19 protein-coding genes are annotated in these 18,909 nt (G+C 67.0%); 13 read left to right on the top strand and 6 right to left on the bottom strand.

Going from position 1 to position 18,909, the window contains the following annotated elements:
* Positions 1-137: 137 nt before the first annotated feature.
* Genes LXM88_RS14380 through LXM88_RS14360 form a run of 5 tightly spaced genes read left to right on the top strand, consistent with a single transcriptional unit; the run spans position 138 to position 5,043 of the window.
* Positions 138-887: an FkbM family methyltransferase gene (locus LXM88_RS14380; protein WP_262531903.1), complete on the top strand. Its 750-nt coding sequence runs from the start codon at positions 138-140 to the stop codon at positions 885-887.
* Positions 888-1,883 (top strand): phosphotransferase enzyme family protein, encoded by a 996-nt coding sequence (locus tag LXM88_RS14375; protein WP_262531901.1) that lies wholly within the window; start codon positions 888-890, stop codon positions 1,881-1,883.
* Position 1,884: 1 nt separating this feature from the next.
* A complete protein-coding gene (locus LXM88_RS14370) occupies positions 1,885-2,763 on the top strand; it encodes a 4Fe-4S cluster-binding domain-containing protein (protein WP_262531900.1) in 879 nt (292 codons plus the stop codon).
* Positions 2,760-3,830 carry an asparagine synthase C-terminal domain-containing protein gene (locus LXM88_RS14365; protein ID WP_262531898.1) on the top strand — a complete coding sequence of 357 codons (1,071 nt, stop codon included), beginning with the start codon at positions 2,760-2,762 and terminating at the stop codon, positions 3,828-3,830. Before LXM88_RS14370 ends, LXM88_RS14365 begins: the two co-directional genes overlap by 4 nt.
* Positions 3,831-3,837: 7 nt before the next feature.
* Positions 3,838-5,043 (top strand): glycosyltransferase, encoded by a 1,206-nt coding sequence (locus tag LXM88_RS14360; protein ID WP_262531897.1) that lies wholly within the window; start codon positions 3,838-3,840, stop codon positions 5,041-5,043.
* Here LXM88_RS14360 and LXM88_RS14355 read toward each other — a convergent pair.
* Complete coding sequence (locus LXM88_RS14355; RefSeq protein ID WP_262531895.1) at positions 5,000-5,689, bottom strand: cephalosporin hydroxylase family protein; 690 nt, start codon at positions 5,687-5,689, stop codon at positions 5,000-5,002. The two genes, LXM88_RS14360 and LXM88_RS14355, sit on opposite strands and share 44 nt — an antisense overlap.
* Before the next feature lie 25 nt (positions 5,690-5,714).
* Between LXM88_RS14355 and LXM88_RS14350 the strand changes: the two genes are divergently transcribed.
* The gene (locus tag LXM88_RS14350; RefSeq protein WP_262531894.1) at positions 5,715-6,680 is read left to right on the top strand and encodes a phosphotransferase enzyme family protein; all 966 of its coding nucleotides are present in this window, start codon (positions 5,715-5,717) and stop codon (positions 6,678-6,680) included.
* 12 nt (positions 6,681-6,692) lie between these two features.
* On the opposite strand, the gene LXM88_RS14345 is transcribed toward LXM88_RS14350, so the two are convergent.
* The 3 genes from LXM88_RS14345 to LXM88_RS14335 form a co-directional block, all read right to left on the bottom strand.
* The gene (locus LXM88_RS14345; RefSeq protein ID WP_262531892.1) at positions 6,693-7,268 is read right to left on the bottom strand and encodes a polysaccharide deacetylase family protein; all 576 of its coding nucleotides are present in this window, start codon (positions 7,266-7,268) and stop codon (positions 6,693-6,695) included.
* A gap of 86 nt (positions 7,269-7,354) precedes the next feature.
* Complete coding sequence (locus LXM88_RS14340) at positions 7,355-7,912, bottom strand: hypothetical protein (protein ID WP_262542851.1); 558 nt, start codon at positions 7,910-7,912, stop codon at positions 7,355-7,357.
* Positions 7,913-8,124: 212 nt separating this feature from the next.
* The gene (locus LXM88_RS14335; protein ID WP_262531891.1) at positions 8,125-8,490 is read right to left on the bottom strand and encodes a hypothetical protein; all 366 of its coding nucleotides are present in this window, start codon (positions 8,488-8,490) and stop codon (positions 8,125-8,127) included.
* Positions 8,491-8,837: 347 nt separating this feature from the next.
* On the opposite strand from LXM88_RS14335, the gene LXM88_RS14330 reads away from it, so the two are divergent.
* The 3 genes from LXM88_RS14330 (at position 8,838) to LXM88_RS14320 (ending at position 12,296) form a co-directional block, all read left to right on the top strand.
* Positions 8,838-10,274, top strand: coding sequence for an aldehyde dehydrogenase family protein (locus LXM88_RS14330; RefSeq protein WP_262531890.1), 1,437 nt, complete (start codon positions 8,838-8,840; stop codon positions 10,272-10,274).
* Between the two features lie 124 nt (positions 10,275-10,398).
* Positions 10,399-11,589 carry an NAD(P)H-dependent flavin oxidoreductase gene (locus LXM88_RS14325; RefSeq protein ID WP_262531889.1) on the top strand — a complete coding sequence of 397 codons (1,191 nt, stop codon included), beginning with the start codon at positions 10,399-10,401 and terminating at the stop codon, positions 11,587-11,589.
* A gap of 65 nt (positions 11,590-11,654) precedes the next feature.
* On the top strand, positions 11,655-12,296 hold the full coding sequence (locus LXM88_RS14320) for an OmpW/AlkL family protein (RefSeq protein WP_262531888.1): 642 nt from the start codon (positions 11,655-11,657) through the stop codon (positions 12,294-12,296).
* Between the two features lie 75 nt (positions 12,297-12,371).
* Here the strand turns inward: LXM88_RS14320 and LXM88_RS14315 are convergent, their stop codons facing one another.
* Complete coding sequence (locus tag LXM88_RS14315; RefSeq protein WP_021159754.1) at positions 12,372-12,575, bottom strand: DUF1289 domain-containing protein; 204 nt, start codon at positions 12,573-12,575, stop codon at positions 12,372-12,374.
* A gap of 518 nt (positions 12,576-13,093) precedes the next feature.
* Here LXM88_RS14315 and LXM88_RS14310 point away from each other — a divergent pair.
* The 4 genes from LXM88_RS14310 (at position 13,094) to LXM88_RS14295 (ending at position 17,177) form a co-directional block, all read left to right on the top strand.
* Positions 13,094-14,188 (top strand): polyamine ABC transporter substrate-binding protein, encoded by a 1,095-nt coding sequence (locus tag LXM88_RS14310; RefSeq protein ID WP_174381830.1) that lies wholly within the window; start codon positions 13,094-13,096, stop codon positions 14,186-14,188.
* An 87-nt stretch (positions 14,189-14,275) separates the two neighbouring features.
* Positions 14,276-15,436, top strand: coding sequence for an ABC transporter ATP-binding protein (locus tag LXM88_RS14305; RefSeq protein WP_262531877.1), 1,161 nt, complete (start codon positions 14,276-14,278; stop codon positions 15,434-15,436).
* Positions 15,433-16,359, top strand: a complete 927-nt coding sequence (locus tag LXM88_RS14300; protein WP_262531875.1) for an ABC transporter permease subunit — start codon at positions 15,433-15,435, stop codon at positions 16,357-16,359. Before LXM88_RS14305 ends, LXM88_RS14300 begins: the two co-directional genes overlap by 4 nt.
* Positions 16,356-17,177, top strand: a complete 822-nt coding sequence (locus LXM88_RS14295; protein ID WP_034181346.1) for an ABC transporter permease subunit — start codon at positions 16,356-16,358, stop codon at positions 17,175-17,177. The genes LXM88_RS14300 and LXM88_RS14295 overlap by 4 nt, the downstream gene beginning before the upstream one ends.
* Before the next feature lie 95 nt (positions 17,178-17,272).
* Here the strand turns inward: LXM88_RS14295 and LXM88_RS14290 are convergent, their stop codons facing one another.
* Complete coding sequence (locus LXM88_RS14290) at positions 17,273-18,886, bottom strand: RICIN domain-containing protein (protein ID WP_262531871.1); 1,614 nt, start codon at positions 18,884-18,886, stop codon at positions 17,273-17,275.
* Between the last annotated feature and the right edge of the window lie 23 nt (positions 18,887-18,909).

The following is an 18,909-nucleotide window of genomic DNA, read 5'->3' as shown; positions in this document are numbered from 1 at the left end:
TTTTCTTTTCTGCCTCCGGCCAAGCCTGACAGCGTCGCGCAATCCAGTTTCCTCCGACCAATCGACTTCGGGTAAATTACCCTCCGAACACCAATCCCTAATCCCGATTCCCCGTTCCGACCCGGAGCCGCCCCTCGATGCAGGACCATCCCCTCCCGCTCGACCTGTCCGGCCTTGCGCCAAGCCTGTACGCGCAGGGCACCGAGGAAAGCATCCTGGCGCGGCTGATGGAGCGGATCGCGCCCACGAATCGCTTTTGCGTCGATATCGGCGCGAGCGACGGCCTGCGCAACAGCAACACCGCGCGGCTGCTGCGCGAGCAGGATTGGGCGGGCGTGCTGGTGGAGGGCAGTGCGTACCGCTTCGGCAAGCTTGCCGCCCACTACGCGGGCGCGGAGCGCATTCGTCTGCATCACGACCGCGTCCAGCCCGACACGATCGACGCGTTGCTCGCCGATGCGAACGTGCCGGCTGACTTCGACCTGCTGTCGATCGATATCGACGGCAACGACTACTGGGTGTGGCGCGGCCTGCAAGCGTTTCAGCCGCGCATCGTCGTAATCGAATACAACCCGTACTACACGCCGCCCGAACGCTGGGTCATGTGCTTCAATCCGGACCACGAATGGGACGGATCGACCTATTACGGCGCGAGCCTCGAATCGCTCGTCCACCTCGGCAGGCAGAAGGGCTATGAACTCGTCTGCTGCGACGACATGGGCAACAACGCATTCTTCGTGCGGCGGGACCTGTACCCGCTGCTCGGCATCGCGAACAACGATCCGTCGGTGCTGTTCCGGCCGGCGATGTACAAGCTGCGCTACGTCGGGCACAACACGTTCCTGAGCGGCCATCCATATCGACACGGGCCGGCCGAGCACATCTGAATGGACCAGCCCGCCGTCACCTTCGACGCAATCAGCGACGCCTACGCGCTCGGCCAAAGCGGGCCGCCGCGGCGGGTCAGCGAACGCGTGTGGCATCTGCCGGCCGACGACGGCAGCGTGGCGGTCAAGCTCTATGCGCCGGAGCATCATGCGCGCGCGGCCAAGGAAGCCGCCGTCCTCGCGCATTTCGAGACGCATGGCGACGTCCGCTTCCGTGTCCAGACGCTGAAACGCACGACGGCCGGCGAACCGCTGTGGACGGGCACCGGCGCGCACGCGATGCTGACGCGCTGGGAAGCGGGACAGTTCAGAACCTACGATACGTTTTCGCCGGCCGAGTGGGAGGCGCTCGGCGCGAGTCTGGCGGCGTTGCATTTGAGCCTCGAAGGGCTTCATCTGCCGTCGCTCGACACGATTCGCGCGCGGCTGATCGCGATCGACGCGGACGCGGTGCGCCGCAGCCTCCTCGGCGCGCGGGATCGCACCCGCTCGAACGACGGCGCCGCGAATCTGCACCGCTATGTCGAGCTCGCGCTGCGCATGATCGACCGCTACTATCCGGGCAGCGTCGAAGCGTTTCCCGCCGACGATCCGCAGCACCCGATCCACAACGACTACAACCAGTTCAACTACCTGTTCGCGGACGCGTGCACGCCGCCGCTCATCCTCGACTGGGAAGCGTCGATCGGCGCGCCGCGCGAATACGAGCTGGTGCGTTGCCTGAATCATCTGCCGCTGGAAGCGCCGCCTCTCGCGGAAGCGTTCATGCGCGCATACGTTCGGGTCCGGCCGGTGGATCCCGCGCGCATCGCGTGGGCCGTCGATACCGCGTGTCTGCAGCACGCGCTCAAGCTGTGGGTCGTGCAAGGCTGGCTCGACGATCCGTCTCGCTTCGCCGCGCACCTGAACGGGGCGGTGACGATGGCGTCCGCGATGGTGGACGCGCGCGGCCGGCTCGTCGATTTCTTTTCCCGTTGCGTGGAAGCAGGAAACTGATGTGAATGCGAACCTGAACCGGGCCACGAATCCGCTGCCATCCGGCGAGCGGCAACATGTCTTCCCGCCGCCGCTGGATCGCGATTACCGCGTCGAAGGCGGGCGCGTCCGGACGCGTTCGCTGGAAGCGCATATCGTCGACCACTGCAACCTGACCTGCGCGGAATGCTGCTCGCTGTCGCCGCTGCTGCCCGAGTGGTACGCGAGCCCCGATTCGCTCGAAGCCGACCTGCGCAAGGCCGCGAAGGTGCTGAGCCCGCGCATGTTCAAGCTGGTCGGCGGCGAACCGCTGCTGCATCCGGCGCTCGTCGAACTCATCGAACGCGTGCGCGCCACGGGCATCGCGCCCGTGATCTCGGTCACGACGAACGGCCTGAAGCTCGGCGAGATGCCGGACGCGTTCTGGCAGTCGGTGGATGCACTGACGATCTCGCGCTACCCGAAGCCGTCGCTTTCGCCCGACCTGATCGCGCATGTCGAGCACCAGGCGGCGCGCTTCGACGTGCGCCTGAACTGGAAAGTGCAGGACGTGTTCACGACGATGAATCGCGCACAGCCCGGCACGGATCGCGCCGATGCCCAGCGCCTTTATCACGATTGCTGGATCCGCGAACGCTGCCATATGATTCGCGACGGCATGTTCTACACGTGCACGCGTCCCGCGCATTTCCATACGCTCTACAAGGGCGAGAAGGATTTTCAGTCCGACGGCCTGCCGTTGCGCGACGACGCAGGCATGCTCGACGCGATGCTCGCCTATCTGCAACGCGAGGCGCCGCTCGAGGCGTGCCTGCATTGCCAGGGCGGCAGCGCGCCGGTGGCGCCGCATCGCATCCTCAAACGTATTGAAGTGGACACCTTGAAGGCTCGTTATCCATGATCGTCGGCACACGCGACCTGTTCGGTTTCGATCGGCTGCACTACCATCCGCGCAGCGGCGTATCGGCATCCGGCATCCGGGCCGTCCTGCAGGCGTCGGGGCAACCGGCCGGCGCGCCGGACACGGCCGCCATCGCGGGCTACCTGAGCGGCGAGCGTCCCGTTGACCGCACCGTGTTGCGCGACGTGCTGGCGGTGCCGCCCGGCCATGCGCTGATCCGTTCGCCGCAAGGGCTCGCGGTGCAGCCGGCGCCGGAACGGCCGCAGCGCGGCGATCTGGAAACCGTGCTGCGCGCATCGCTGCAACGCGCGCTCGACAGCGGCAAGCGCGTCGCGCTGGCCCTGAGCGGCGGGCTCGATTCGGCGCTGCTGCTCGCGTTGCTGCGCGAACTCGGCGCGCAGCGGCACGTGACGTCCTACATCCTCGCGACCGACATGCCGGACTATTGCGAACGCGATGCGGCACTCGAACTGGCCGAGCAGATGCAGGCGACGGTGAAGATCGTGCGCGCGAACGAGGCCGATTTCGTGGCCGCGCTGCCGAGAACGACCCATGCGGTCGAGGAGCCGATGTTCAACCTGCATCCGGTCGCGAAGCTGCTGCTGGCCGAGGCGATGGCCGCTGACGGCGTCGAGGTGGCCGTCACCGGCGACGGTGCGGACCAGGTGCTGCGCCGCGACCGGTCGGCCAACTATCTGCCGTTGTGCCATGCGTTGTTCGATGCGGCGTCGGTCGACCTGCATCCGCCGTTCGTCGACGCCGCCGTCGTCGCGCATCTGACGAGCATCGCGCCCGACCCGAACAAGCAGTGCCTGCGCGATCTCGGTGCGCGCCTGAACCTGCCGGACCGTCTCGTGCACGGCCCCAAGCGCGGGCGGCTCGCGCCGGCAATGGACCTCACGAAACTGCTCGATCGGGATCGCACGCACGCGCTTGCCGACACGCTCGGTCTTGCCGCGCCCACGCTGCAGGCGAATACCGAACGCGTGCTGTGGGCGACGCTGACGCTGCTCCTCGATCATTTCGACCATTTCGATCATTTCGATGCCGCGCATCGCCCAACCTGAGCCGCTCATGAAACGCATCCTGTTCTGCGTGGTGCCCGAAAAAGGCCACGTCAATCCATGCATCGGCCCGGCCCAGCATCTGCGCGCCGCCGGCTGCGACGTCGCGTTCTACGCGCCGGCCGACATCAGCGCGCAACTCGACGGCGCGGGCGACTTCGCGTTCGTCGGGCCGCGCGAGACGCCCGAACGTCACGACCTGTCGCGCGGCGCGAGCTTCGCCGCGAACATCCGCGATGCCGACTGGCTGCGGCACTGGATCCGCACGCTGCTGATCGATCTCGCGCCCGCGCAGGTGGACGGCATCCGCGCGGTGCTGCGCGAATGGCAGCCCGACGTGGTCGTGATCGATCCGCTGCTCTATGCGGCGGCGATCGCCGCCGAGCTGGAAGGGCTGCCGTGGGTCTCGATGTCCAATTCGCTGAATCCGGTGCTGCCGGACGATCTCGATTCGGAACTGCTGCGCACGGTGCGCTGGCTCGAACCGGAGCGCACGCGGCTGTTCGCGCGCTACGGCCTCGACGCGCGTTTTCGCGGTTGCGACATCCTGTCGCCGCATCTGACGCTCGCGTTCACGACCGACGCGCTGGTCGGTGCGCCGCCGCCGGGCGTCGAGCTGGTCGGCCCCGCGTTGCCGTCCGGCCCGCGCGGCGACGAGACGCCGTTCCCGTGGGAACGCATCGACGCGGATCGCCCGCTCGTCTACATGTCGCTCGGCAGCCAGCTTTACTACCACCCGGACGTGTTCGCGAAGGTCATCGACGCGACGCGCGCGACGTCGGCGCAACTGGTGCTGTCGGTGGGCGAACTGGTCGATTCGGATCTGCTGCCGGCCGGTGACGCGCGCGTCATCGCGGTGCGTTATGTGCCGCAACTGGCGCTGCTGCGGCGCACGCACGCGTTCGTCAGCCATGGCGGCGCGAATTCGGTGATGGAGTCGCTCGCGTGCGGCGTGCCGATGCTGCTGTCGCCGTTCTGCAACGACCAGTTCCATTCGGCGCACTTCGTCGAGCGGGCCGGCGCCGGATGCGTGCTGGATCTGCAGCAGGCCGGCGTCGCGGAGATTACCGATGCGCTCGAACGCCTGTTGCGTCCCGGCCCGCTGCGCGAGCACGCGGCGCGAATCCGTGCGAGCTACGCGCGCGACGGCTCGGCGCAGGCCGCCCGCCTGATCAGCGAACTCGCTTCAGGAAGCCGCCTGGCGACAGCGTCATGAGCACGCGGTCCTCGATGTCCTCGTCGACCTCGAACCGGTCGTCGCGAGCGAGAAATTCGCGTACGGCCGTCGCCGGGTTGTTGCCTTTGCCGTACGGCTTGCCGTCGAACATCGATGCCGGCAGGTACTCCATGATGGTGTCCATCACGATCGCGTAGCTGCCGGGCGTCACGAGTGGCGCATAGCAGTCGAGTTCGCGCAGCACGTGTGCGTGGGTATGCGTGAGATCGAGGATTGCCATCACGCGTGCGCTGTCACCGATCTGCGCGCGCACCGACGCGAGCGTGTCGGCCGCGCACGATTCGCCTTCGATCAGCACCATGCGATGGGCGAGCCGGTGCGATTGCAGGCGCTGCCTGACCTCGTCGCGCAGGCGCGGCTCGATCGCGACGACGCGGCCGCGATCGCCCGCCAGTTCCAGCATCGACGCGGAGAACACGACGCCGCCGCCCGCCGCGATGCCGGTCTGCACGATGCAGTCGGGGCGCTCGCGCCAGATCAGTTCCTGGAGCGCGAGCATGTCGCCGGGCAGATGGAAGAAGCGCTCGCCGAGCCAGCGCGTCTGGAACAGATGGTCGAATTCGGCGGCGCGCGTCAGCCATTCGATGTTGATGTCCCGCATGCGGGCCGAAGGACGCTCTGACATGGTCAATGAAACGGGTAGGAGTGACGTGAAAACGCTGGAACCCTGGCTTCGCCGGCACTGGCACCTCGGGCCGGCGCGCCTGCAGGCGCTGTCGTCGGGCCATACTAACAAAACGTATCTCGTCGAGTGCGATGCGGAGCGCGTGGTGCTGCGCGTGTCGTGGTCCGGCAAGCCGGTCGAGCAGGTGCATCGCGAGGTGTCGATGCTCGGCGATCTCGGCCGTTCGCGCACGGCGCCGATGCTGCCCGCGCTGCCGCGACTGCGGCCGACCGTGGACGCGCAATCCGGTGTGCAGGTGCCCGATGGAAGCTGGCTGCACCTGTTCGAGCATATCGACGGCAGTCCCGGCCTGCCCGACGATGCGCAAGCGGGCGCGATCGATGCGATGCGCGCGCTCGCGCATCTGCATGCGGCGATGACGGCGATTCCCGTGAGCGAATCTGCGCCGATGGCCTGGTTGGCGGCGCGCCACGCCCGTGTGTCGGCGCGCGCGGTGCCGTCGTTGCCGGGCGACTTGAGCAGCCGTTACGACACGGTGATCCGGCGGATCGGCACGCATCTCGCTGCCGCCGTGCACTGGCTGACGGGGCCGGTGCATTGGCTGCACGGCGACTATCACGCGGGCAACTTGCTGTTCGTGGGGCAAACGGTGAACGGTGTGCTCGATTTCGACGATGTCGGGCAGGGCGCGCAATGGCTCGAGGCGGCCTTTGCGTTGTTCGCGCTGTCGCGCGATGCGGGCAGGGACGATTGCTTCGTCTTCGATGTGCAGCGATGGGAGGCCGGCCTGCAAGCCTATGCGGCGACGCGGCCCGATGCTGCGCCGGAATGGATGCGTACGAACCGCGATGCGTTGATGTCCCTGTTCTGCGCGGACCAGACGTTGATCCATCTGGAAGCCGCGCAACGCGGCCTGTGGATGCCGGGGCCCGGCATCGGGTTTCTCGGTGGCTGGCGGCAGTTGCTGGACGGCGCGGTGCCTGGACGCTAGCCGGCGGCCGCGTCAGTTTTGTCGATTCAGGAACAGGCGCACGGCTTCGACCGTGTTGGGCCGCGCTTCGCCATGCCGCGACCCGTCATGCATGCAGAACAGCACGTCGCGATGCCGCGCCGCGCTGTCGGCAACATGCGCGCGCATGGCGTCGGACAGCGCGTCGGGCGACGGCGCCGGGCGCTGCCAATCGTCTAGGATCGCGGTCCAGCCCGTATGTTCGCGCTGCAGGCGCGCAAGTACCGCGGCGCGATCGTCGTGCGGCAGCAGCCCGTAAGGCAGGCGCAGCGGGATCGCGTCCGGCGCGGGCATGCCGGCCCGGCGATACGCGTCGCGAATCAGCGCGTCGGTCGCATCGATTTCGGCGATCAGCACGTTGTCCGCCAGCGCGCCCGGTTTCGCGTGCGAGTAGGTGTGATTGCCGAGCCGATGGCCTTCGCGCGCCATTCGCGCCGCGATGTCGAGCGCGTTCGTCAGGTTCTTGCCGAGCAGGAAGAACGTCGCTGCGCACGACGCGGCGCGCAGGACGTCGAGCAAGGCTGGCGTCGACGGGCCGGGGCCGTCGTCGAAACTGAGGTGAATTGACATCGCGGGTGGGCGCGCCGGTTAAGGTGTATCGGGGGAACGATAGCGCAAGTCGCGCAGCGCGGCGCCCGGCGAATCGACCGTGCCGGTTACTGACGCGGCTTGATGGCCAGCGGACAGGTGCCGACCGGACGCAATCGCGTGCCGGTCCATTCGTAGAAGAACCGGGCCGCCTTCGCGCCATTGTCGTCGCAATCGTCGTTGAAGCAGCCCGAGACGATCAGCAGCCTGCTGCCGGCGCGGAATTCGACGCGTTCGTCGTCGTTGCCCATCACGCCCGCGACGGCGTTCACGCCGGGCATCGTGTACGTCGCGCCGGTGTACTTGTCGACGATCGCGAAGTTCCGGCAATCCGTTCCGCAGCCCCAGATCGCGACGCGATAGTGGCCGGCAAAATTGGCCGGCTGCGTGAACTCGTCGCGAATGACGGTGCGGTACAGGCGGGATTCCTTGCTGGTCAGCCGGGGCGACGCGGCCGGTTTGGGCGGCGCACTTGCGGCGCGTGCCGGATACCGGTCGAACGACGGCGACGGACACGCGGCGGCAGCCGTTGCTGCGGGCGGGGGCGCCGCATGGGCCGCACCGGAACCGGCAATCAGCGCGGCCGATGCGCCGGCGACCAGCAGAAATCGATAGGCGAGCGCCACGCGAGCATCCTTCAGGTTCGAGGTGAGTTCGGGCCGGATGATCGGAGCGGCCGGAGACGACGATTCCATGGCGCTTCGCACGTGCCTGCGCAAGGGGGCGGTGCTGGCGCACCGTACCCTGTCAGCCAGTCTGGCCGCTACTTCCTCATCGACGAAAAGACCGTAGCGCAAAGCGGTGCCGCGACCCGCACGCGCGCGGGTCGACATGCGGCTCAATCGGCCAGCCGCTTGTCTGCAAGTGCCTTGCAGCAGTCTTCGTACACCCATTGCACGAGTTTCGCCCGATAGTCGAGATCGTCGGTATCGACGATTTCCTCGACCGCGTCGCGCGCCCACGACGCGTCGACGAACCCGGCGTGCCGCTTCGCGATGTCCTGCGCGAGCGCCGCGAGCTTGGCGACCGCGAGCCAGTCGGCCTGACGGTGATGGCGGTCGAGCCAGCGGTGCGCGGCCTGGACCTGGAACGCGGCGTCCGGCCACGATTCGTTGAGGTAAAACGCGCCGAGATTGCCGCAGGTAAGCCAGCAAAGCAGCTCCAGGCGGTCTTGCGAGCCGAGGGTATGGGAGGCGTCGGACATGGCAGCGCTCACGAAATGCATTGATTCCGGGCGGCGCCGGTCGCAATGGGCCGGTGCCGATAATAAAAACATAGCACGATGCGGGCCCGACCGCGCACCCGGGCGGATGCTGACAGCGCGGCGGCGAAACGGACGGGGCGCCGGCGTTCACGGCCGGCGGCAGAGCGACGGTGCGGCAGCGGCCGGAGCCCTTTCGAATGGCTGTCAATCGTCACACCAGTCGACCGCAACGCTCGCTAGAATGTCGGCTTCCCGCGACGCATGCGGCTGGAGCAGGTGCCGAAGCACCGGCGCCGGCCGACATCAGCGTCAAGGCGCCAACCCGGATCAACAGGAGACGGAACACGATGAAAATCTACGACCAGTTCTATATCGACGGCGCATGGCGCAAACCGGCCGGAACGGGCACGATCGACGTGATCGACTCGGGCACCGAGGCCGTGATCGGCCGGATTCCGGAGGGCATCGCATCCGACGCGCAGGATGCGATCCGCGCGGCGCGCGCGGCCTTCGACGCATGGGCAGCCACGCCGGCCGCGACGCGCGCGGGCTACCTGCGCAAGATCGTCGAGCGTCTGCAGGCGCGCAGCGAGGAACTCGCGCAGTCGATCACGGGCGAAGTCGGGATGCCGATCAAGCTGTCGCGCGCGATCCAGGTCGGCGGCCCGATCTACAACTGGAAGGCGTACGCGAAGCTCGCCGAGTCGTTCGAATTCGAGGCACAGGTCGGCAACTCGCTCGTGGTGCGCGAGCCGGTCGGCGTGGTCGCGGCGATCACGCCGTGGAACTATCCGCTCAACCAGGTCACGTTGAAGGTTGCGCCGGCCCTTGCGGCCGGCTGCACGGTCGTCCTGAAGCCGTCCGAAGTCGCGCCGCTCAACGCATTCATGCTCGCCGAAGCGATTCACGAAGCCGGCCTGCCGGCCGGCGTGTTCAACCTCGTGTGCGGCTATGGCCCGGTTGTCGGCGAAGTGCTGGCCACCGACCCGGACGTCGACATGGTGTCGTTTACGGGCTCGACGCGCGCCGGCAAGCGCGTGGCCGAGCTGGCGGCCGCGGGCGTCAAGCGCGTCGCGCTCGAACTGGGCGGCAAGTCGGCGTCGGTGATCCTCGACGATGCCGATTTCGCGACGGCGGTGAAGGGCACGGTCAATGCGTGCTACCTGAACGCGGGGCAGACCTGCTCGGCGCACACGCGGATGCTGGTGCCGGAAGCGCGCTACGAAGAAGCGCGCGAGATCGCGAAGGCCGCGGCCGAAACGTACGTCGCGGGCGATCCGCGGCAGGACGCGACGCGCCTCGGCGCGCTGGCGTCGGCCGTGCAGCAGCAGCGCGTGCAGGCGTACATCCAGCGCGGGATCGACGAAGGCGCGGAACTCGTGACGGGCGGCACGGGCCTGCCGGAAGGGCTCGCGAAGGGCTTCTTCGTGAGGCCGACCGTGTTCGGCCGGGTCGATCCGAAATCGACGATCGCGCAGGAAGAGATCTTCGGGCCGGTGCTGTCGATCATCACGTATCGCGACGAAGACGAAGCCGTGCGGATCGCGAACGATTCGCCGTACGGGCTCGGCGGCGCGGTATGGGCCGGCAGTGACGAACGTGCAATGAGCGTCGCGCGCCGCATCCGCACGGGGCAGGTCGACATCAACGGCGGCACGTGGAACGGCGCCGCGCCGTTCGGCGGCTACAAGCAGTCCGGGCATGGCCGCGAGAACGGCGTGTACGGGCTCGAAGAGTATCTCGAGTACAAGTCGATGCAGCTGAAGCCCGCGAAGCCGGCCTGAGCGCTTCGCGCCGCATGAACCGGAAACGGCACGCTCGCGTGCCGTTTTTTTTATTGACGGCCGTCAAGGTGGGCGGCGGTGGATCGTCGATCATCGCGGTTCCGATGTTCCGACGAGGTATCCGATGACCGTACGCACTTCCTTTCCGCCGCTGACGATTCGCGGCCGCACCTTGCTGCCTGTCGTGCAAGGCGGCATGGGCGTCGGCATTTCCGCGCACCGGCTGGCGGGCAGCGTGGCCCGCGAAGGCGCGGTCGGCACGATCGCGAGCATCGACCTGCGCCACCATCATGCGGACCTGCTCGCGCGTTGCCGCGCGCAACCCGATCGCGCGACGCTCGAGGCAGCGAACCTCGACGCATTGGCCCGCGAGATCCGTCTTGCGAAGACCTACAGCGAAGGGCGCGGGATGATCGCGGTCAACGTGATGAAGGCGGTGAGCGCGCATGCGGACTACGTGCGTGTCGCATGCGACGCGGGCGCCGATGCGATCGTGATGGGCGCGGGCCTGCCGCTCGATCTGCCCGATCTCACGCAAGGACACGACATCGCGCTGATCCCGATCCTGTCGGACAGCCGCGGGATCGCACTCGTGCTGAAGAAGTGGATGAAGAAGGGGCGCCTGCCCGACGCGATCGTGATCGAGCATCCGGCGCATGCGGGCGGCCACCTCGGCGTCACGCAGATCGACGACATGCACGATCACCGTTTCGATTTTGCGCGCGTGCTCGACGAGACCGCGCAGGTGATGGCGTCGCTTGGCCTCGTGCGAGACTCGATCCCGCTGATCGTTGCGGGCGGGATCAACAGTCACGACATGGTGCGCGCGGCGCTCGCGGCCGGTGCGAACGGCGTGCAGGTGGGGACGCCGTTCGCGGTGACGGAAGAAGGCGATGCGCATCCGGACTTCAAGCGCGTGCTCGCCGATGCGACGCCCGACGACATCGTCGAATTCGTCAGCGTGACGGGGCTGCCCGCGCGCGCGGTGAAGACGCCGTGGCTCGATCGTTACCTGCGCAACGAGACGCGCATCCGCAACAAGCTCGGCGCATTCAAGCAGCGCTGCCCGACCGCGCTCGAATGCCTGAGCGTGTGCGGCTTGCGCGACGGCATCGAGAAGTTCGGCCATTTCTGCATCGACACGCGGCTGGCGGCCGCGCTGCGCGGCGACGTCGCGAACGGGCTGTTCTTCCGTGGCCGCGAAGCGTTGCCGTTCGGCCGCGCGATCCGCAGCGTGCGCGATTTGCTCGACCTGCTGCTGACGGGCCGTGCGACCGAGCCTGCGGCAAACCGTCCCACGTTTACGCTGGCTTGACGGATATCAAGATGCAGAAAAGACCCTACAGGGAGAATGGAAACCATTCTTTGGGGGTCCGTAACATGCATAAAACGATTCGAACTTGTGTCACCGCTGCCGCCGTCGCGGCAAGCCTCGTCGCGATGCCGTCGCTGTCGCACGCGGCGTCGCCGGGCGACGGCATCAACCAGGGTGACGTACTGGTTCGCCTGCGCGCGATCAGCATCCAGCCGAACGAGCGCGCGAGCGACACGCTGGGCGCGCTCAACGTCGGCGTGAACAACGCGATCGTGCCCGAGCTCGACTTCACGTACATGATCCGCGACTACCTCGGCGTCGAGCTGATCCTCGGCACGTCGCGGCACCAGTTGACGTCGAGCCTCGGCAATCTCGGCGGCGTGGGCGTGCTGCCGCCGACGCTGCTGCTGCAGTACCACTTCAATCATGCCGGCAAGGTGCGTCCGTACGTCGGCGCCGGGCTGAACTACACGTACTTCTACAACAACGGGCTCAACGTCGGCGGGCAGGGCGTGTCGGTCAACAAGAGCAGCTTCGGCCCCGCGCTGCAGTTCGGCGTCGACGTGCAGGTGACGAAGAAGGTGTTCGTGAACGTCGACGTGAAGAAGATCTGGATGAGCACCGATGCGACGCTCGGCGACAAGGGCATCGGCACGCTGCACATCGATCCGCTGATCGTCGGCGTGGGCGTCGGGATGAAGTTCTAGACGCGGCAGGAAAGGAACAGAGTTGGGGTTGGCGGCATGGCGGTCGGCATGCCGCTTTTTTTATGCGCGGCGGATTTACAGCTTGTCGTACTGGAAGCGCATCGCGGTGCCTTCGCGCTGGATGCGCTCCCACACCGCGCGCTTTTCGTCGTCGCTCAGGAACACCCAGTTCGACACTTCGGCGGCCGTGCGGCCACAGCCCTTGCAGACTTCGTCGAAGAGGGTCGAGCACACGCCGATGCAGGGGCTGTCGGGCAGGTCGTGGAGATTGGAGGCCATCGGGAGGGTTCGCGCTATTGAATCGTCAGCCGCCATTTTAATGCATCGCGGCCGGTCGGCCCGGCGGGCGCGGCCGGTGTGCTGTCCCGGCGCATCGTCATGACAGTACGGGCGGTCGGTCCGGCGCGGCAACACCGCAACGGCTGGCCGACGGGGTTGCCCGCCCGGCGCCGGTGCGCGAAGTGCGCCGCGATTTCACCGGTGAAACGGCGGCGTGCCCAACCGTCGGGTGCGCTATCCGCCCGGCCGGCGAACGCGGATTCGCCGCTGCCTGTTTTTCCCGGTGGACAGCCGCCGATTACCCGATAGAATTCCCCCGGGAATGCCCGGCCGCACGGGCGGCCTGACTGGCCGCCAGCGGTAATCTGTTCCGTTTGCGCGACACCGGCATGATTTTTTTGTGACGGAGCGCGAATGGTGGTAGTTTTCGGGGTTTTCGAGGGGCGGAGCACCAGATTGCGCCGCCGTGACGAGGCAGACGGCAGCCGGACAAACGGTCCGGCCGGAGGGAGAACGGGATGAAAGCAAAGGTAGTGGGCCGGTTCGCAGCGCTCGCGCTGTGCGTGGGTGCATCGGCGGCAGCGGCGAAGGATACGCAGCTCAATATCTATAACTGGTCGGACTACATTGCGAAGGACACGATCCCGAACTTCGAGAAGCAGGCGGGCGTCAAGGTTCGCTACGACAACTACGACAGCGACGACACGCTGCAGGCGAAGCTGCTGACCGGCAGTTCGGGCTACGACATCGTCGTGCCGACCAGCAACTACGCGGGCAAGCAGATCGCCGCCGGCATCTTCGCGCCGCTCGACAAGTCGAAGCTGCCGAACCTCAAGTACCTCGATCCGCAACTGATGGCGCTCGTCGCCGGCGCGGACCCGGGCAACAAGTACTCGGTGCCCTGGGCGTACGGCACGACCGGTCTCGCGTACAACCTGACGAAGGCGCAGCAGGCGCTCGGCAAGGTGCCGCTCGACAACTGGGACATCCTGTTCAAGCCGGAAAATCTCGCGAAGCTGAAGACCTGCGGCGTGTCGGTGCTCGACGCGCCCGACCAGATGTTCGCGGCTGCGCTGCACTACATCGGCAAGGATCCGATGAGCACGAACCCGGCCGACTACAAGGCCGCGATGGAAGTGCTGAAGAAGATCCGCCCGTACATCACGCAGTTCAACTCGTCCGGCTACATCAACGACCTGGTCGGCGGCGACATCTGCTTCGCGTTCGGCTGGTCGGGCGACGTCGTGATCGCGAAGCATCGCGCGATCGAAGCGAAGAAGCCGTACAAGGTCGAGTACTACATTCCGAAGGGCGGCGCGCCGGTATGGTTCGACGTGATGGCGATCCCGAAGGACGCGAAGAACAAGGATGCCGCGCTGCAGTGGATCAACTACATCGAGGATCCGAAGGTGCACGCGGCAATCACGAACGCGGTGTACTACCCGAGCGCCAACGCCGAGGCCCGCAAGTACGTGCGGCCCGATGTCGCGAACGATCCGGCCGTCTATCCGCCGGCCGACGTCGTGAAGACGCTGTTCCTGCTCAAGCCGCTGCCGCCTGAGATCCAGCGTCTGCAGACGCGTCTGTGGACCGAGCTGAAGTCGGGCCGCTGACGCGAGCCGGCGTTCCCCAGCAGTCATGAAGCCCCTGGTGCCCCCGGGGGCTTTGTTCGTCAAAACGCAGGAGAGAAGCAGCACATCATGAATAGCCAGTCGGGTGCGCCGGTCGCGGGCGCACCGTCCTCCGTTTTCTCTTCCGGCGCCGATGCGCGCGCCGAGAACTTTGTCCAGATCGTCGACGTCGTCAAGAAATTCGGCGACACCGAAGCCGTGCGCAGCGTCAACCTGACCGTGCGCCAGGGCGAGCTGTTCGCGCTGCTCGGCAGCTCGGGCTGCGGCAAGTCGACGTTGCTGCGGATGCTCGCGGGCCTCGAGACGGTCACGTCGGGCAAGATCCTGATCGACGGCGAGGACCTCGCGCAGATGCCGCCGTACAAGCGGCCCGTGAACATGATGTTCCAGTCGTATGCACTGTTCCCGCACATGTCGGTCGAGTCGAACGTCGCATTCGGCCTCAAGCAGGAAGGCGTACCGAAGGCCGAGCTGAAGGAGCGCGTGCATGCGGCGCTCGAACTCGTGCAGATGAGCAAGTACGCGAAGCGCAAGCCGCATCAGCTCTCCGGCGGCCAGCAGCAGCGCGTCGCGCTCGCGCGTTCGCTGGTCAAGCGCCCGAAGCTGCTGCTGCTCGACGAGCCGATGTCGGCGCTCGACAAGCAGATCCGCCAGCGCACGCAGATCGAGCTCGTCAACATCCTGAACAAGGTCGGCGTCACCTGCATGATGGTCACGCACGACCAGGAAGAAGCGATGACGATGGCGAACCGCCTCGCGGTGATGAGCGAAGGCCAGATCGTGCAGATCGGCTCGCCGAACGAAGTCTACGAATATCCGAACAGCCGCTTCTCGGCCGAGTTCATCGGTTCGACGAACCTGTTCGACGGCGTGACCGTCGAGGACGAACCCGATCACGTGTACATCGAATCGCCGGAACTGCCGAGCCGGCTGTACGTGAGCCACGGGATCTCGGGCCCGCTCGGGATGCCGGTCACGGTGTCGGTGCGCCCCGAGCGGATCGCGCTGACGCGCAAGCCGCCCGAAGGCGCGTTCAACTGGGCGCGCGGCAGGATCAGCAACGTCGCGTACATGGGCGGCTATTCGCTATATCACGTGAAGCTCGACGCGGGCAAGACGGTGATCGCGAACGTATCGAGCCTCGCGATTTCCGAGCTCGACACGCCGTCGCTCGGCGACGAGATCTACGTGCGCTGGAGCGCGACTGCAGGCGTGGTGCTGACGTCATGAACGCGTTCAAGTCCCTGCTCGATTGGCCGGTGCGGCGCTTCAACCTGACGGGCGCCTCGGCGGTCGTCGCCGGGCCGTTCACGTGGCTCGTGCTGTTCTTCCTCGTGCCGTTCGTGCTGGTCGTCAAGATCAGCTTCGCGGAGCTGCAGCTCGGCATTCCGCCGTACACGGAACTCGCGTCGTACGCGGACGGCGTCGTGCACGTCGCGCTGAACCTGTCGCACTACGCGTTCCTGTTCACGGACAGCCTGTATTTCGCGACCTACGTGAACTCGGTGTGGGTGGCCGCGGTCACGACGCTGCTGTGTCTGCTGATCGGCTATCCGATGGCGTACTACATCGCGCGCTCGAACCCGGCGACCCGCAACCTGCTGATGATGGGCGTGATGCTGCCGTTCTGGACGTCGTTCCTGATCCGCGTGTACGCGTGGATCGGCATCCTGAAGAACAACGGGCTGCTGAACAACTTCCTGATGTGGATCGGCCTGACCCATACGCCGATCGAGCTGTACCGCACGAACTACGCGGTGTATATCGGGATGGTCTATTCGTACCTGCCGTTCCTCGTGATGCCGCTCTACGCGCACCTCGTGAAGATGGACCTGCGCCTGCTGGAAGCGGCATACGACCTCGGCGCGAAGCCGTGGAAGGCGTTCGTGCAGATCACGCTGCCGCTGTCGAGGAACGGGATCATCGCGGGCTGCCTGCTCGTGTTCATCCCGGCGGTCGGCGAGTACGTGATTCCGGAACTGCTCGGCGGCGCGAACACGCTGATGATCGGTCGCGTGATGTGGAATGAGTTCTTCAACAACGCAGACTGGCCGATGGCGTCGGCCGTGACCTGCGCGATGGTGCTGCTGCTGCTCGTGCCGATGGCGATGTTCCAGCACTTCCAGGCGAAGGAGCAGGAGGCCCGTCGATGAAGCCGAATCGTTACCTGCAGTTCGCGGCGCTGTTTGCCGGCTTCGCGTTCCTGTACATCCCGATCATCAGCCTGATCGTCTATTCGTTCAACGAGTCGAAGCTCGTTACCGTGTGGTCGGGTTTCTCGTTCCGCTGGTACTCGGCGCTCGTCGAGGACGACGAGCTGCTGACGGCCGCGTGGCTGTCGCTGAAGATCGGCGTGCTGACCGCGTTCGCGTCAGTGTTCATCGGCACGTGGGCCGGCTTCGTGCTCGCGCGGATGGGGCGCTTTCGCGGTTTCGCGCTGTTCAGCGGGATGATCAACGCGCCGCTCGTGATTCCCGAGGTGATCCAGGGGATCTCGCTGCTGCTGCTGTTCATCGAACTCGCGAAGTGGATCGGCTGGCCGGCCGAGCGCGGCATCTTCACGATCTGGCTCGGCCACGTGATGCTGTGCATCTCGTACGTCGCGATCATCGTGCAGTCGCGCGTGCGCGAGCTGAACCCGTCGCTCGAAGAAGCCGCGCTCGATCTCGGCGCGACGCCGCTGAAGGTGTTCTTCACGATCACGCTGCCGCTGATCTCGCAGGCGCTGATCGCGGGCTGGCTGCTGTCGTTCACGCTGTCGATCGACGACCTCGTGCTGTCGGCGTTCCTGTCGGGCCCCGGCTCGACGACGCTGCCGCTCGTCGTGTTCTCGCGCGTGCGCCTCGGGCTGAACCCGGAAATGAACGCGCTCGCGACGCTGTTCATCGTCGCGGTGACGGCCGGCGTCGTGATCGCGAACTTCGTGATGCTGCGCCAGGAGCGCAAGCGGATGGCGGGGTTCGCGACCTGACGCGCAGGTTGCGGCCGCAACGAAAAACGCCCGGTGCCGACGACGAGTCGGGCCGGGCGTTTTGTATTGGCGCGCCGCGTGCGTTGCGGTGCCGGTCAATACGCGAAGCTCTTGCCGGGTGTCGTCCAGACTGCCGTGGCGGCCGTGCACGGCAGGAGGCTCAGCGTGCCGCCGGCCGCGGGCGCGAGGCAGCGGCCCGTCGGCTGCGACACGAGCTGTGCCGAGCCGGGCGCCGTGCCGGCCTTCACGCGCCATTGCTGATCGGCCTCGCCGGCGGCGCAAGTGCGCAGCAGCGCGCCGTTGCCCGCGCTCCGTGCCTGCGCGGTGAGGCAGTAGCTGTACTTGGTCTGCAGCGTGCCGTCGCCCGCGGCGACCCACAGTTGCGGATTGAAATGGGTGCCGCCCGACGCGCGCACCGACGCGGGCGTCGGGCATGCGCCGAGCACCGCGGGATGGCCGTCGGCGAGACCGCCCGACGCGGTCAGGCATGCGCCGTCTGCTTTCACGAGGCCGGCCGCCGATTGCTGCGGGCCGCCGACCAGCGTCGCGACGCCGTTCGATACGGAGGCATTCGCATCGCTGGCCGGACAGGTCTTGTTGACGGTGACCGACGGCGCCGGCACAGCCACCGCGTTGCCGATCGCGTCATATGCGCGAATGCCGAACTGCGCGTCGGTGTACGCGATCGACGTGCAACTCGTGCGGCTCGAGTTCCAGTCGAAATACTCGACCCACTGGCTGATCGACGAAACCGGCACCTGCGTCTGCGTCGTGCCGACGTAGATGCTGCCGATGTCGAAGCTGTCGCCGGTCGAGCCGGGCGTCACGTCGGTGACGTTGCTCTTGAACCAGCCGGGCCCCTGGTTCGTGTCCGGCGTGATGCGGAACCGGTACGTGTGGCCGGCCTGCCAGTCGTAGCGGTAGCGGCACTGCGCGCCCGCGCTGCCGTCCGTCGCCGAGCCGCTGACCGTGCAGTAGCTGCCCGCGCCGATGCCGGCGCTGGCGGGCGTGCCGGGTTTGGCGGCCGTCGCGCCCCACAGGCTGAACAGGAATTGCCGGCCGGCGCCTTCGCTGGCCGATACGAGCTCGGTCGACTGCAGGCCGGTGTAGCCGTTCAACGAATTGATCTGGTTCGACCAGAACACGTTCGAGTTCGGGCCGGGATCCGTCTTCGGCGTGATGAACAGATCGAGCGTGCCGACGCTGCGCACGGTCGACGGGAACCACGTGTTGCTGTAGAGCCCTGGCGTCGAGCCGAGGAAGCCGGACAGCGTCGGCGCGGTGCTGGCGGAAAGTGTCGCGAGACCGGGTGCCGGGTTGCCCGTGATGGTGAAGCTGCGCGCGCCAGCGGGCGGCAGCGACGCGACGGGTGGCACGTCGAGCGTGAAGCTGAACGTGCAGGTGCCGCCGGGCGGCACCGTCGCGCCCGACAGCGCGACCTGTGTCGTACCGTTGCTGGCCAGCGTGCCGCCGCACGCGTTCGTGAACCCGCTGGCGGTGAAGCCGGCCGGCATGCCGACGAACAGGCCGGCGGCGGCGGGCTCGGTGCCGGTGTTGGTGAGTTTCAGTGTCGCCTTGTCGGTCGTGCCGACCGACGGCGACAGACTGGCGAGCGTCAACGCGGCCGTGTAGACGGGGGCGGCGAACGTGGTGAGCGGGGCGAGCATCAGCGCGGCGACTGCCGCGCGCTTGGCGGACGGAACGAGCATGGCCGGACTCCTGAATAATTATT

Origin of the sequence: Burkholderia sp. S-53, from assembly GCF_025560745.1 — a bacterium.
GTDB classification, from domain to species: domain Bacteria; phylum Pseudomonadota; class Gammaproteobacteria; order Burkholderiales; family Burkholderiaceae; genus Burkholderia; species Burkholderia pyrrocinia.
The sequence above is the reverse complement of the archived record's forward strand: the minus strand, read 5'-3'. Positions and strand labels throughout refer to the sequence as shown.

Excerpts from the sequence above, each read along its gene's own strand:
- LXM88_RS14380 (WP_262531903.1), top strand. The coding sequence starts at position 138 with ATGCAGGACCATCCCCTCCCGCTCGACCTGTCCGGCCTTGCGCCAAGC.
- LXM88_RS14375 (WP_262531901.1), top strand. The coding sequence starts at position 888 with ATGGACCAGCCCGCCGTCACCTTCGACGCAATCAGCGACGCCTACGCG.
- LXM88_RS14365 (WP_262531898.1), top strand. The coding sequence starts at position 2,760 with ATGATCGTCGGCACACGCGACCTGTTCGGTTTCGATCGGCTGCACTAC.
- LXM88_RS14360 (WP_262531897.1), top strand. The coding sequence starts at position 3,838 with ATGAAACGCATCCTGTTCTGCGTGGTGCCCGAAAAAGGCCACGTCAAT.
- LXM88_RS14355 (WP_262531895.1), bottom strand. The coding sequence starts at position 5,689 with ATGTCAGAGCGTCCTTCGGCCCGCATGCGGGACATCAACATCGAATGG.
- LXM88_RS14345 (WP_262531892.1), bottom strand. The coding sequence starts at position 7,268 with ATGTCAATTCACCTCAGTTTCGACGACGGCCCCGGCCCGTCGACGCCA.
- LXM88_RS14335 (WP_262531891.1), bottom strand. The coding sequence starts at position 8,490 with ATGTCCGACGCCTCCCATACCCTCGGCTCGCAAGACCGCCTGGAGCTG.
- LXM88_RS14330 (WP_262531890.1), top strand. The coding sequence starts at position 8,838 with ATGAAAATCTACGACCAGTTCTATATCGACGGCGCATGGCGCAAACCG.
- LXM88_RS14325 (WP_262531889.1), top strand. The coding sequence starts at position 10,399 with ATGACCGTACGCACTTCCTTTCCGCCGCTGACGATTCGCGGCCGCACC.
- LXM88_RS14320 (WP_262531888.1), top strand. The coding sequence starts at position 11,655 with ATGCATAAAACGATTCGAACTTGTGTCACCGCTGCCGCCGTCGCGGCA.
- LXM88_RS14315 (WP_021159754.1), bottom strand. The coding sequence starts at position 12,575 with ATGGCCTCCAATCTCCACGACCTGCCCGACAGCCCCTGCATCGGCGTG.
- LXM88_RS14310 (WP_174381830.1), top strand. The coding sequence starts at position 13,094 with ATGAAAGCAAAGGTAGTGGGCCGGTTCGCAGCGCTCGCGCTGTGCGTG.
- LXM88_RS14305 (WP_262531877.1), top strand. The coding sequence starts at position 14,276 with ATGAATAGCCAGTCGGGTGCGCCGGTCGCGGGCGCACCGTCCTCCGTT.
- LXM88_RS14300 (WP_262531875.1), top strand. The coding sequence starts at position 15,433 with ATGAACGCGTTCAAGTCCCTGCTCGATTGGCCGGTGCGGCGCTTCAAC.
- LXM88_RS14295 (WP_034181346.1), top strand. The coding sequence starts at position 16,356 with ATGAAGCCGAATCGTTACCTGCAGTTCGCGGCGCTGTTTGCCGGCTTC.
- LXM88_RS14290 (WP_262531871.1), bottom strand. The coding sequence starts at position 18,886 with ATGCTCGTTCCGTCCGCCAAGCGCGCGGCAGTCGCCGCGCTGATGCTC.